Source organism: Agrobacterium sp. MCAB5, from assembly GCF_052114365.1.
In the GTDB taxonomy this organism is placed as follows: Bacteria; Pseudomonadota; Alphaproteobacteria; order Rhizobiales; family Rhizobiaceae; genus Agrobacterium; species Agrobacterium tumefaciens.
In genome coordinates this window covers 407,195-420,813 of the sequence record NZ_JBFREP010000002.1, presented here as the reverse complement: position 1 = coordinate 420,813, position 13,619 = coordinate 407,195, and the positions used below count along the sequence as shown (strand labels likewise).

The window sequence follows — 13,619 nt, the reverse complement described above, 5'->3', positions numbered from 1 at the left end:
GCCCCTGCCATGGCGGCGGTCTTTCCATGCCGGTTGATGTCCGCATTTGGAACGAAAAGACGGTTGCGCCGCTCGCTGCGGCAAGGTCCTTCGTCGAAAATCTTCGCAAACCCGTCCATATTCTCATCGCAATCTCCGGCGGTAGCGATTCCACCGGTCTGTTGCTGGCACTGCATGAGGCGAGGGCGGAGGCGGAACCCGACCGGGTGCGGCTTTCCGCCGTCACGGTTGACCATGCCCTAAGGGCGGAATCCGCTGATGAGGCTCACAAGGTCTCCCTGCTCTGCGCGGAACTCGGTATCCCGCATACCGTGCGCCGATGGGATGGCCCCAAACCCGCTTCCGGCATTTCCGAAGCCTCTCGTCTTGCCCGATATACTCTGATCGCCGACGTTGCGAGCGACATTGGCGCTGATCTCGTCGTGACGGGGCATACTCTTGGCGACCAGCGGGAAACCGTGGCGATGCGTGCCGCCAGAAGCGGCAGCAGCGAAAATCTCGGCCTCGCCGGCATGGCGGATGCTGTATTATACGGTGGACGCCACTGGATCATGCGGCCGTTCCTGACCTGTGAAAGACAGGAGATCCGCGATTTCGTATCATCTCGCTCGCGTGGCTGGTTTGACGACCCGAGTAATGACAACGCGCGCTACGAGCGGGTTCGTGTGCGGCAGTCGCTTTCCGACTCTCCGCCGCCGTTTGATGCGCAGGCCGCCGTCAAACGACAGGCATATTCCGAGAAAACCGCCTTTTTCCTCCAACAAAACGTAGAAGTCTTTGACGCCACGCTCGCCAGATTGTCGGTTGAAGGCCTGATGCCCGATCTTCCCGAATTTCGGCACGGGCTAGCGGTGCTCATCGCTAATCTCGGTGGAAGGGCCTATTTCCCGGCGGCCAGCAGCATGGATCGGGTGTTGCAGTTTCTAAAAACCAGCGAGAACGGGCGGATAACGGTTGGCCGCGTTCTTCTCGATCGCCGAAAGGACGGGCTTTATCTTTTCCGCGAGCATCGGAATATGCCGGAGCTGCAAGTCGAGGCTGGTGGGCAGGGCCTCTGGGACGATCGTTTCCTTGTGAAAAACACATCGGCTTTTCCGGTCAATATTGCGGCGGGCAGGACGGGTGGCATTGTGGATGCGGCAGCGCTTTTTCCAGCGGTGCCGCCAGGGATTGCAAAACAGGCGATGGCGATCCTGCCGCAAATTGCCACGTTGGTTCCCCCTCGAGCCTCTCCGGAAGGTGCCATCAGTATCGTGCCGAGGCTTGCCCCCTTCGATCTTTTTCTGCCGCGCTTCGACCTTGAGTTGGCGAATGCCATCGCGGTTTTATTCGGCCGTGCGGCCTATCCACAGCCGCCGGTTTAAATCCGGCCTCTTTTTCGTGAATTGCCTTGGAATAGTTTTTACACCAAAACGCATCAGATAACGCCCTTTGCCTTGGCAACGGCAGATGTCGTCCTTATGTTAGGGTCGAGTAATAGCGGGCAGCAAACATGTCCGTGTGAGTTCGGGGAGTTCGATGAACCCAAATTTCAGAAATTTCGCCTTGTGGGCCGTGATTGCCCTCTTGCTGATCGCTTTGTTCAGCATGTTCCAGACTTCGCCGACGCAAACGGGTTCGCGGGAAATTCCGTATTCCCAGTTTCTCCGCGATGTGGATTCCGGGCGAGTTCGCGACGTGACCGTCACCGGTAACCGGGTTCTCGGAACCTATACCGAAAACGGCACGGCCTTTCAGACCTATTCCCCAGTAATCGACGACAGCTTGATGGAGCGCTTGCAGAGCAAGAACGTCACCATCGTCGCGCGTCCCGAGAGCGACGGTTCTTCCGGTTTTTTGAGCTATCTCGGCACGCTTTTGCCGATGTTCCTCATCCTCGGCGTCTGGCTGTTCTTCATGCGGCAGATGCAGGGCGGTTCGCGCGGCGCGATGGGCTTTGGCAAGTCAAAGGCCAAGCTTTTGACGGAAGCGCACGGCCGCGTGACGTTTGACGACGTCGCAGGTGTGGACGAAGCCAAGCAGGACCTTGAGGAAATCGTGGAATTCCTGCGCGATCCGCAGAAGTTCCAGCGGCTCGGCGGCAAGATCCCGCGCGGCGTGCTGCTGGTCGGCCCTCCAGGTACTGGTAAGACGCTACTGGCGCGCTCCGTCGCGGGTGAAGCTAATGTGCCGTTCTTCACCATTTCCGGTTCTGACTTCGTGGAAATGTTCGTCGGCGTCGGCGCAAGCCGCGTGCGTGACATGTTCGAGCAGGCCAAGAAGAATGCGCCGTGCATCATCTTCATCGACGAAATCGACGCTGTCGGTCGTCACCGCGGTGCGGGTCTCGGCGGTGGCAATGACGAACGCGAACAGACGCTGAACCAGCTGCTGGTCGAGATGGACGGCTTCGAGGCAAATGAAGGCATCATCCTCATCGCCGCCACCAACCGTCCGGACGTTCTCGATCCCGCACTTCTGCGTCCTGGCCGTTTCGACCGTCAGGTCGTCGTGCCGAACCCGGATATCGTCGGCCGTGAGCGCATCCTCAAGGTTCACGTTCGCAACGTGCCGCTGGCTCCGAATGTCGATCTCAAGGTTCTGGCACGTGGCACCCCCGGTTTCTCGGGCGCTGACTTGATGAACCTCGTCAACGAAGCCGCCCTGATGGCTGCTCGCCGTAACAAGCGCGTGGTTACCATGCAGGAGTTCGAGGACGCCAAGGACAAGATCATGATGGGTGCGGAACGCCGCTCCTCCGCCATGACCGAAGCGGAAAAGAAACTGACCGCTTACCATGAGGCGGGGCATGCGATTACCGCGCTGAAGGTTGCCTTGGCTGATCCGCTGCACAAGGCGACAATTATTCCGCGTGGCCGTGCACTCGGCATGGTCATGCAGTTGCCTGAAGGTGACCGCTACTCCATGAGTTACAAATGGATGGTGTCGCGTCTGGTGATCATGATGGGTGGCCGCGTTGCCGAGGAGTTGACCTTCGGCAAGGAAAACATCACCTCCGGCGCATCTTCGGATATCGAGCAGGCCACCAAGCTTGCCCGCGCCATGGTAACGCAATGGGGCTTCTCCGACGCTCTCGGCCAGGTCGCCTATGGTGAAAACCAGCAGGAGGTCTTCCTTGGCCATTCCGTCTCGCAGTCCAAGAATGTCTCCGAGGCAACGGCTCAGACGATCGACACCGAAGTCCGCCGTCTGATCGACGAGGCCTATACAGAGGCACGTCGTATCCTGACGGACAATCACGACGGGTTCGTTGCTATTGCCGAGGGTCTTCTGGAATACGAAACCCTCACGGGCGACGAGATCAAGGCTTTGCTGAGGGGCGAGAAGCCGGCACGCGATCTGGGTGACGATTCTCCTGGCAGCCGTGGCTCGGCTGTTCCGAAAGCAGGCACCAAGAAGGACGGCCTAAGCGAAGTCAAGGGTGACGGCGAAGCCAAGGGCGACGGCGAGGCTGAAGGCGGCATGGAGCCGCAGCCGCACTGATTGCCTGGCCAAGACGACTATTGAAAAAGGCCATCCGGTTTTCCGGGTGGCCTTTTCAGTTTGGTAACAAGATATAAGCCATTTTTGCGGTAATTTACGTGCTGTTTATCGTGGTTTGTGGCATTTAGCCAAAAACGCTTCCGGTAGTTTTATGCTATGCCGGAATGCCCGAAAGATTTGGAGTTCAAATGGCACGCCGTTATTTCGGAACCGATGGTATCCGCGGACAATCGAACGTCTTCCCCATGACGCCGGATCTGGCGATGCGTGTGGGCATTGCGGTCGGAACGATCTTCCGCCGGGGCCATCATCGCCATCGTGTCGTGATCGGCAAGGATACCCGGCTTTCGGGCTACATGCTGGAAAACGCGCTGGTCGCAGGTTTCACCGCGGCCGGCCTTGATGTCTTCCTGCTCGGGCCCATTCCAACCCCCGCTGTTGCCATGCTGACCCGCTCGCTGCGGGCCGATATCGGCGTAATGATCTCGGCGTCGCACAACCCATTTTCCGATAACGGAATCAAGCTTTTCGGACCCGACGGATACAAGCTTTCCGACGAGCTTGAGCTGGAAATCGAAGATCTTCTCGACAAGGATCTCTATGCCCAGCTCGCCAAGCCGAGCGAGATCGGACGCGCCAAGCGCGTGGATGGCGATATCTACCGCTATATCGAATTCGTCAAACGTACCCTGCCGCGTGATGTGACGCTGAGCGGGCTCAGGATTGCCATCGACTGTGCCAATGGCGCTGCCTACAAGGTGGCTCCCGCAGCACTCTGGGAACTGGGCGCCGAAGTCGTTACCATCGGCAACGAGCCGAACGGCATCAATATCAATCTCGAATGCGGCTCCACCCACCCGGAAGCCCTGCAGAAAAAGGTGCATGAGGTGCGGGCCGATATCGGCATCGCGCTCGATGGCGATGCGGACCGTGTCATCATCGTCGACGAACGCGGCGAGATCGTCGATGGCGACCAGCTAATGGCGGTGATTGCCGACAGCTGGGCTTCCGACAATACCCTGCGTGGTGGCGGCATCGTCGCAACCGTGATGTCCAATCTCGGTCTCGAGCGTTTCCTTGGCGACAAGGGTCTCACCCTTGCCCGCACCAAGGTGGGCGACCGTTATGTTGTCGAACATATGCGCAACCACAATTTCAATGTCGGCGGTGAGCAGTCCGGCCACATCGTCTTGTCGGATTATGGCACGACCGGCGATGGGCTGGTGGCAGCTTTGCAGGTTCTCGCCAAGGTCAAACGTTCGGGCCTTACCGTCAGCGAGGTTTGCCGCAAGTTCGAGCCGGTGCCGCAGCTTTTGAAGAACGTCCGTATTTCCGGCGGCAAGCCATTGGAAAATCCGATCGTGCAGCAGGCGATCGCCGATGCGGAAAGCGCATTGGCCAATAATGGCCGCCTCGTTATCCGCCCCTCCGGTACGGAGCCTTTGATCCGCGTCATGGCGGAGGGCGACGATAGTGCGAAGGTGGAGCAGATCGTCAACGATCTCGTCGGCGTCATCACCAATGCCCGCTCGGCTGCATAAATTGCGCCACCAAATGTGAAAAGAAAAAGCCGGCTTTCGAGTCGGCTTTTTCTTTGAGTATTGCCTAATAAATATAGTGAATGATCGTGGTTAATCGGGACTTAACCATTTTACGCCAATCTCCGTGACTGAACAGTTCACTGGCATTTGCTGCCGCAACGGCAGGTGCCTCTTCTGGAGTGGAAGTCATGAAAAACGCTTTGGCCGGCATTCTGGCCGTTCTGATGACCGGCACGAGCGCCTTCGCTGCCGATCTTTATCAAGCTGAACCTGCGCCTGCCTATGTCGAGGCACCCGAAGTGCAGATCACGCAGGCAAGTGGTTGGTATCTGCGCGGCGACGTCGGTTATTCCTTCAACAAGCTTCGCGGCGCCAACTATTATCAGGGTGGACCGGGTGGTTATCTCGCCGATTTCGATACGGCTAATGTCAAGGATAGCTACATCGTCGGCGCCGGTGTCGGTTATCAGTTCAACAACTATTTCCGCAGTGACGTAACCTTCGATTACATGGGTAAATCGGATTTCCGCGGGTCTACCATCGGCGGCTGTGGTTCCGTGCCCGGTCCCTGCGTTTCAGCGGATCTCAGCTCGCTTAGAGCATACACGCTGATGGCAAACGCCTATGTCGATCTTGGTACGTATGGCCGCATCACGCCTTACGTTGGCGGCGGTATCGGCGGCTCCTACGTCAAATGGGATAAGCTGCGCAATACCTCGTGCAGCACCAATGGCCTTGGCTGCGACCCGACCACCGAACATGGCGGCAGAGGCAAGTGGCGCTTCGCCTATGCCCTGATGGCCGGTGCATCGATCGATGTTACCTGTAATCTGAAGGCAGATGTCGGTTACCGCTTCCGCCAGATCAACAAGGGCGACATGTTCGATTTTGCGAATGGTGGCGGTCCTGGCCGCGACAAGGGTCTGTATTCGCATGAGGTTCGCGTTGGTGGCCGTTATGTCTTTAACGGATGCGATACCGCGCAATACATGCCGCCTGCCGATATTCCGCTGCAGCCTGCCGTTTATAAATAAACGTCACGCCCGACTGTTAGCTTCAAGCCGCTCGCATCCTCCTCCGGTGCGGGCGGTTTTTGTTTTCAGCGGTATCCAGTTCGTCGCATGACGCATATGGACTAAAATTCTCATGCGTAGCGACATATTCCGCTTGACGGAGGCCGGTGAGAGGAATAGCAACGGCGTCAGGACACCTCTCCCTAACGAGAGGCGCCTATCTGAAAGGGTAGTCAAATGACAGATATAGTGAAGCCGGACCTCCGTCCGGGCAATACGCATTTTTCTTCTGGTCCCTGCTCGAAGCGTCCCGGTTGGTCGCTAGATGCTCTCTCCGATGCACCGCTCGGTCGCTCGCATCGCGCCAAGGTTGGCAAAGCCAAGCTGAAGCAGGCCATCGATCTCACCCGTGAAATTCTCAATGTTCCCGCCGACTATCGCATCGGTATCGTTCCCGCGTCCGACACCGGCGCCGTTGAAATGGCCCTTTGGTCGCTGCTCGGTGAACGCGGCGTCGATATGCTTGCCTGGGAAAGCTTCGGTGCCGGCTGGGTTACCGATGTCGTCAAGCAGCTGAAGCTGAAGGACGTACGCAAGTTGGAGGCCGATTACGGCCTGCTGCCGAACCTTGCAGAAGTCGATTTCGACCGCGATGTGGTTTTCACCTGGAACGGCACCACCTCCGGTGTCCGCGTTCCCAATGCCGATTTCATTCCTGCTGACCGCAAGGGTTTGACGATCTGCGATGCCACCTCGGCGGCCTTCGCGCAGGATATGGACTTTGCAAAGCTCGACGTCGTCACCTTCTCCTGGCAGAAGGTTCTGGGCGGCGAGGGTGGCCACGGCGTCATCATCCTTTCGCCGCGCGCTGTCGAGCGTCTGCTGAGCTACGCGCCGGCATGGCCGCTGCCGAAAATCTTCCGCATGGTCTCCGGCGGCAAGCTCATCGAAGGCATCTTCACTGGCGAAACCATCAACACCCCGTCCATGCTCTGCGTTGAGGATTATATCGACGCGCTGCTGTGGGCGAAGAACCTTGGTGGCCTGAAGGCGCTGATTGGCCGTGCTGATGCCAATGCCAAGGTCATCTACGACTTTATCGAGAAGAACGACTGGATCGCCAACCTGGCCGTCAAGCCGGAAACCCGCTCCAACACCTCCGTCTGCCTGAAGATCGTCGATCCCGACGTACAGGCGCTGGATGCTGCTGCGCAGGCGGATTTCGCCAAGGGCATCGTTGCCCTGCTTGAAAAGGAAAATGTCGCCCTCGATATCGGCGCTTACCGTGACGCACCGTCCGGTCTGCGCATCTGGGCCGGCGCAACCATCGAGACGGCCGATATGGAAGCCGTCATGCCCTGGCTCGCCTGGGCCTACCAGACGCAGAAGGCAACACTTTCCAAGGCTGCCGCCTGATTTTGATACCGGCCCTGCGTTGATGCAGGGCCGCCGATTTCCCGCTTTTAAAACTGCACCGTTTTTCAAGGAGCCCCTGAACCATGGCACCTCGCGTACTCGTATCCGACGAACTGTCGGAAACCGCCGTCCAGATTTTCCGTGATCGTGGCGTCGAAGTCGATTTCCAGCCGAAACTCGGCAAGGACAAGGACAAGCTGGCTGAAATCATCGGCAATTACGATGGTCTTGCCATTCGTTCCGCCACGAAGGCGACCGAAAAGCTGATCGAAGCGGCGACCAATCTCAAGGTCATCGGCCGCGCCGGCATCGGCGTCGATAACGTCGATATCCCGGCCGCTTCGCGCCGCGGTATCATCGTCATGAACACGCCGTTCGGCAACTCTATCACCACTGCCGAACATGCGATTGCGCTGATGTTCGCCGTCGCGCGTCAGCTTCCGGCTGCCGATAGCTCCACGCAGGCGGGTAAGTGGGAAAAGTCGAAATTCATGGGTGTCGAAATCACCGGCAAGACGCTCGGCGTCATCGGTGCCGGCAACATCGGCTCCATCGTCTGCTCGCGCGCACTTGGCCTGAAGATGCACGTTCTGGCCTACGATCCCTTCCTGTCGCCGGAGCGCGCGCAGGAAATGGGCGTAACAAAGGTTGAGCTGGACGAGCTGTTGGCGCAGGCCGATTTCATCACCCTGCATGTGCCGATGACCGACAAGACACGCGGCATCCTCAATGCCGAAAACCTTGCCAAGACCAAGAAGGGCGTACGTATCGTCAATTGCGCCCGTGGCGGTCTGGTGGATGAGGCGGCTCTTGCCGACGCCATCAAGTCCGGCCATGTCGCCGGTGCAGGCTTTGACGTTTTCGAAGTCGAGCCCGCCACCGAAAGCCCGCTTTTTGGTCTTCCCAATGTCGTCTGCACGCCGCATCTCGGCGCTTCGACCACGGAAGCACAGGAAAACGTTGCACTTCAGGTTGCCGAGCAGATGTCGGATTATCTGGTCAAGGGTGCCGTCTCCAACGCCATCAACATGCCATCGATCACGGCGGAAGAAGCACCGCGCCTGAAGCCCTTCATCCGTCTGGCGGATGTTCTCGGCTCCTTCGTCGGTCAGGTGCAGGAAAGCGCCACCAAGGAAATCGAAATCCTTTATGATGGCGCAACCGCCAACATGAACACCAAGGCGCTGACCAGCGCGTTGCTGGCGGGCCTTATCCGCAGCCAGGTTGCGGATGTGAACATGGTTTCCGCGCCTGTTATGATCAAGGAAAAGGGTGTTATCCTGTCCGAGGTCAAGCGTGACAAGACCGGCGTTTACGACGGTTACATCAAGTTGACGGTCAAGACTGAAAACCAGGTTCGCTCGGTTGCTGGTACGGTGTTCTCGGATGGCAAGCCGCGCTTCATCCAGATCAAGAACATTAACATGGATGCGGATGTTGGATCGCACATGATCTACATCACCAACACCGACGTTCCCGGCATGATCGGCTTCATGGGCACCACGCTTGGTGAGGCTGGCGTCAACATTGCCAACTTCCAGCTCGGTCGTGAAAAGGAAGGCGGCGACGCCATCGCGCTTCTTTATGTCGATGGTCCGGTTTCCGAAGACGTGCTGGACAAGCTGCGCGCCAACCCGGCAATCCGGCAGGTCAGGCCGCTGACATTCAACATCGACTGATACCTATCGTTCCTCCCAAGGGGACAATAAGGGCCGGTGCAGGGGAAACCCTGTGCCGGTTTTTTTGTTTCTGAACCGCCGGTTTCACCGAAATGTGTGCGTATTTCTCTCTCTGGTTGCATATCACGAAAAATTTAAGGCGGGCATACTAAAAATGATGATCATGAGTTGCTATATCGCGTGCTGATATGCCGCTCATGGGAGGGTGGCCAACAGGAGATAGTGATGTTTGCTGCCTTTCGGCGCTTCAAAGGTTTGTTCGCAGTCGCCGCGCTTGGTATCGCGGTATCTTTCGTAGCCGTCGATATGGCGGAAGCACGCCGTGCGAGCGGCGGTTTCGGTAGCCGCGGCACAAGGACGTTTTCCGCGCCGCCGTCGACCAGCACTGCCCCCGGCCAGACCGCGCCGATCAACCGCAGCATGACTCCTAACACCCAGCAGAACCAGGCGACGCCCGGTGCTGCACAGCCGGCGCGTCCCGGTGCGCAGGCACCGCAGCAGAGCCGTGGCCTGTTTGGCGGCATGATGGGTGGCTTGATGGGCGGACTGCTGATGGGTGGCCTGTTCGGCATGCTCATGGGCGGCGGTTTCGGCGGCATGGCCGGTTTCTTCGGTATGTTGCTGCAGGTGGCGCTGATTGGCCTTCTGGTCATGTTCGCCATGCGTTTCTTCGCATCGCGCCGTCAGGGCCAGCCGGCTTTCGGTGGCGCAGGCGGATCGCAGCGCACGGATCATTCCGGCTCCTCCTTTAATGGCGGCCCGCAGGCAGGTCCCTCCGCATCCTCGTTCAAGATTCCGAAGATCGGCGCGCTTTCCGGTGCTGCGGGCGGCGCAGCCGCGGCCACTGCCGCAACCGCAAAGCCGGTGGCACATGCCAATGCAATGTCCGAAGGTGACGAAATTGGCATTACCCAGAGCGATCTCGAAGTCTTCCAGAAAATGCTGCAGGATGTTCAGGCTGCCTATGGGGCTGAAGATTACGGCACGTTGCGCAAGCTGACGACGCCGGAAGCCATGTCCTATCTTGCTGAGGAACTGAGCGACAACGCGACGAGCGGCGTGAAAAACGACGTGCGCGACGTCACGCTGCTGCAGGGCGACGTTGCCGAAGCCTGGCACGAAGAGGGCCAGGACTATGCAACGGTAGCCATGCGCTACTCCGCCATCGACATTATGCGCGACCGCACCTCCGGCAAGGTGATCGAAGGGGACGAGCAGCATCCGTCCGAAGCGGTGGAAATGTGGACCTTCGTGCGCCGTGGCGGTAACGACAACTGGCAGGTCGCCGCCATTCAGGCCGCTGCCTGAGACGACGCGTAGTCTTGTCTGAATGAAACAGCCCGGAGGTTTTACCAACCTCCGGGCTTTTGAGTGCCGCGATGCGTGATGCCGCGACATTGTCTTTCGTCGATAATTCAGTGATCGCGGTGGCAGATCGCAACTCTCCAAAAAAATGATTGATAAATCTAACGGGTGATATCTGTATCGTCCCGCGAGTAGCTGTCCGCATTTTCCTTGCCATGCAGGGGTTTGCGCCCTCTTCGTCGAGGTGTGGCGCTGACGCATAGCTCTTTTGCTCCACGGAATTGCCGTTTTTCATTCATCCGGTGTTCAGTCCGCGCATCCTAACCAGCATGCGTACACGTCAATGTTACTTTTCGCGCCGGTTCTAAACCGCTTTGGGAAGGGAACCACAGGCGCAAAACAGCGTTGACAATCCAATTCCCGGCCCGCCTCCCGCAAGCCGGGCTGGGTGGCCGGGCAATGCACGGCCCGCGAGAACGGAGAGCTATCGAGATGAAACGCTTTGACCTGATCGACGGGATGCGTGGTTACTTCCTCGTCTTCATGCTGATCAACCATCTGGTGTTTGCAGGCGGTTTCTGGCTGGTGGAAATCAATCACCGCCAGTTTGCCTTCGTGGAAGACGCGCAGGGCTTCGTCTTTCTGTCCGGTCTGCTGATCGGCATGGTCTATGCCCGCAAGATGATGAAATATGGCTATGATGCCGGCAAACAGATGATCTGGAACCGGGCGATGGAGCTCTATCGCTATGCGATGGGTCTCGTCATCGCCGTGCTGTTCTTCCGCATGGTCATCCCGCATGCGCCCTATATCTGGTACAACTGGCTGGGCATGACGTCGTTCGACGATCCGCTGCGTCTGGCAGCGATTGCGACATTCCTTTTCCAGCCGACATTCATGGATATTCTGCCGCAGTACATTGTTTACATGCTGTTCGCACCCGTCCTCGTTAAACTCTGCCTCGACGGCAAATGGGCTTATGTCATGGCAGGCTCGCTGCTGGTCTGGATGGCCGGCCAGCTCGGTCTTCAGCAGATCGTGACGACGCCGCTCAATGAACTCGTCAAGGGTGCCGACGAGCAGGGTATCCGCGTCAGCTTCAATCTTCTCGGCTGGCAGCTGGTGTTCTACTCGGCGCTGGTGCTGGGCGCGATGACGGCGCAGAACCGCATTCCGTGGAAGGCGATCTTCTCACCGCAACAAACATGGCTTCCGAAGGCGGCACTTCTCATCTGCCTGTTTTTCATGCCGCTTCGTATTGCAACCGCCTGGGGCCTGATGCCGGAATTCGTGATGGGCAAGTTCTCCACGATGGAGATCCGTGCCGATTTCGGCCCGGTCTACCTCATCAATTTCCTTGCTGTTGGTGTGGGTCTCACTTGGCTGGTGATCGCCGGTCCGAAGCATCACCGCCCGATCGTCCGCTCGATTGCGGAGGGCGTGATCTGGGTGCTCTCGCTGAAATTCCTGCAGCTGCTCGGCCGCCATTCGCTTCAGGTCTATGTCTGGCACGTGGCTATCGTCTATGGCGTCTATTATCTGGATGGCCGTACGGCCGAGCTTTCGCAGGTCAGCAAGACGCTGATCGCCCTTACCGCAATAGGCTTGCTGGCTTTGCCGGCCCTGTGGAGGGAGCGCGACAAGTGGATTGGCAGCAGCGGCCAGAAGACGGCGGGCGCTTAACAACCGGTCACCACCCCACTCTGATGGCTTTACGGGGCGGTTTTCCGCCCCGTACTTGCGTGCGCGGCCATTCCTTTCTATATGCAGCCCTTAAATCTGCATGATGGCGAGGCAGGACAGTCTTTTTCGACTAAGGCTTCCCGCAGCGGATGACCGACAGGCGGCGGGGCCTTTACCCCCGTTATGACTGACGATGGGAAAAAACGTGAATACGCTCGATTTTGACAAGAGGCCGGAAGACACCCGGATCGTTGTCGCCATGTCCGGTGGCGTCGATTCTTCGGTTGTGGCCGGTATCCTCAAGCGCGAGGGCTATGACGTCCTCGGCATAACTCTCCAGCTTTACGACCACGGTGCGGCTGTGCACCGCGCCGGCTCCTGCTGTGCAGGACAGGACATTGACGATGCGCGCAGGGTCTGCGAAACGCTCGGCATTCCCCACTATGTGCTGGATTATGAAGCGCGGTTCCGCGAAACCGTCATCAATCCCTTTGCCGAAGCCTATGCGATGGGTGAAACGCCGATCCCCTGCGTTGCCTGCAACCAGACGGTAAAATTCGCCGATCTGCTCGCCACTGCTCAGGAACTCGGCGCAGATGCGCTGGCGACCGGCCACTACATCCGCTCGCGTCCCAATCCCGTTGCCGGCCAACCGGGACGCCGCGCGCTCTATCGCCCGATCGATAGCGATCGTGACCAGAGCTGGTTCCTGTTTGCAACGACGCAGGAGCAGATCGACTATCTGCGGTTTCCGCTCGGCGGCCTCTCAAAGGCCGAAACACGCGCGCTGGCGGAAGATATGGGTCTCGTCGTCGCCAAGAAGGCCGACAGTCAGGACATCTGTTTCGTACCTCAGGGCAAATATACCGATATCATCAACAAGCTGAAGCCGAATGCGGCGTTGGCGGGCGATATCGTCCATCTGGACGGGCGCGTACTCGGCCGCCATGACGGTATCGTGCATTATACCATCGGTCAGCGCCGGGGTATTGGTGTCGCGACTGGAGAGCCGCTGTATGTCGTGCATCTCGATGCGCGTGGCCGCAGGGTCATCGTCGGTCCGCGGGAGGCGCTGGAGACCCGCCGTGTCTATCTGCGAGATATGAACTGGCTTGGCGATGGCGCGCTCGCGGACGAGGCCGGGCAGGGCTTTGCCTGCTTCGCCAAGGTGCGCTCCACCCGCCCGCCAACCGAAGCGATGTTGCATGCCGATGAAAACGGCATCTACGTGGATCTGATGACCGGCGAGGCGGGTGTCGCTCCCGGTCAGGCCTGCGTTCTCTATTCTGCACCGGGCGCTGATGCCCGCGTTTACGGTGGCGGATTCATCGAACGTTCGGAACGCTCGGTGGACGCCGAGGCTTCGCTGAAGGCGCTTTTGGAAAAGCCGGTTGCTGCCTGAAACAATTCGGTTTTCACCGCCGTGTGGAAAGCGAATTTTTTGCGCGTCATGCGCTTGACACTTTGGGGAGCGGCACCTTATAAGCCGCTCATCCTGA

9 protein-coding genes are annotated in these 13,619 nt (G+C 58.6%); all 9 read left to right on the top strand.

All coding sequences use genetic code 11. The features are described from left to right. Positions 1 to 26 precede the first annotated feature (26 nt). The 9 genes from tilS to mnmA all read left to right on the top strand — a co-directional run bounded on the left by tilS (position 27) and on the right by mnmA (position 13,522). Positions 27 to 1,364, top strand: a complete 1,338-nt coding sequence (gene tilS, locus AB4Z23_RS06675) for a tRNA lysidine(34) synthetase TilS (protein WP_421406773.1) — start codon at positions 27 to 29, stop codon at positions 1,362 to 1,364. A 154-nt stretch (positions 1,365 to 1,518) separates the two neighbouring features. Next, positions 1,519 to 3,483 (top strand): ATP-dependent zinc metalloprotease FtsH, encoded by a 1,965-nt coding sequence (gene ftsH, locus AB4Z23_RS06670; protein WP_441360035.1) that lies wholly within the window; start codon positions 1,519 to 1,521, stop codon positions 3,481 to 3,483. A gap of 188 nt (positions 3,484 to 3,671) precedes the next feature. Beyond that, positions 3,672 to 5,024, top strand: a complete 1,353-nt coding sequence (gene glmM / locus AB4Z23_RS06665; protein ID WP_003511381.1) for a phosphoglucosamine mutase — start codon at positions 3,672 to 3,674, stop codon at positions 5,022 to 5,024. Positions 5,025 to 5,212: 188 nt separating this feature from the next. Beyond that, positions 5,213 to 6,058 carry an outer membrane protein gene (locus AB4Z23_RS06660; RefSeq protein WP_003511380.1) on the top strand — a complete coding sequence of 282 codons (846 nt, stop codon included), beginning with the start codon at positions 5,213 to 5,215 and terminating at the stop codon, positions 6,056 to 6,058. A 216-nt stretch (positions 6,059 to 6,274) separates the two neighbouring features. Continuing rightward, the gene (locus AB4Z23_RS06655; protein ID WP_003511379.1) at positions 6,275 to 7,453 is read left to right on the top strand and encodes a phosphoserine transaminase; all 1,179 of its coding nucleotides are present in this window, start codon (positions 6,275 to 6,277) and stop codon (positions 7,451 to 7,453) included. 83 nt (positions 7,454 to 7,536) lie between these two features. Then, positions 7,537 to 9,132 (top strand): phosphoglycerate dehydrogenase, encoded by a 1,596-nt coding sequence (serA, locus tag AB4Z23_RS06650; protein WP_003511378.1) that lies wholly within the window; start codon positions 7,537 to 7,539, stop codon positions 9,130 to 9,132. A gap of 225 nt (positions 9,133 to 9,357) precedes the next feature. Next, positions 9,358 to 10,440 (top strand): Tim44 domain-containing protein, encoded by a 1,083-nt coding sequence (locus AB4Z23_RS06645; RefSeq protein WP_111788882.1) that lies wholly within the window; start codon positions 9,358 to 9,360, stop codon positions 10,438 to 10,440. A 489-nt stretch (positions 10,441 to 10,929) separates the two neighbouring features. Continuing rightward, a complete protein-coding gene (locus tag AB4Z23_RS06640; protein WP_003511376.1) occupies positions 10,930 to 12,120 on the top strand; it encodes an OpgC family protein in 1,191 nt (396 codons plus the stop codon). Positions 12,121 to 12,325: 205 nt separating this feature from the next. After that, on the top strand, positions 12,326 to 13,522 hold the full coding sequence (mnmA, locus tag AB4Z23_RS06635; protein ID WP_035199644.1) for a tRNA 2-thiouridine(34) synthase MnmA: 1,197 nt from the start codon (positions 12,326 to 12,328) through the stop codon (positions 13,520 to 13,522). Positions 13,523 to 13,619: the final 97 nt, after the last annotated feature.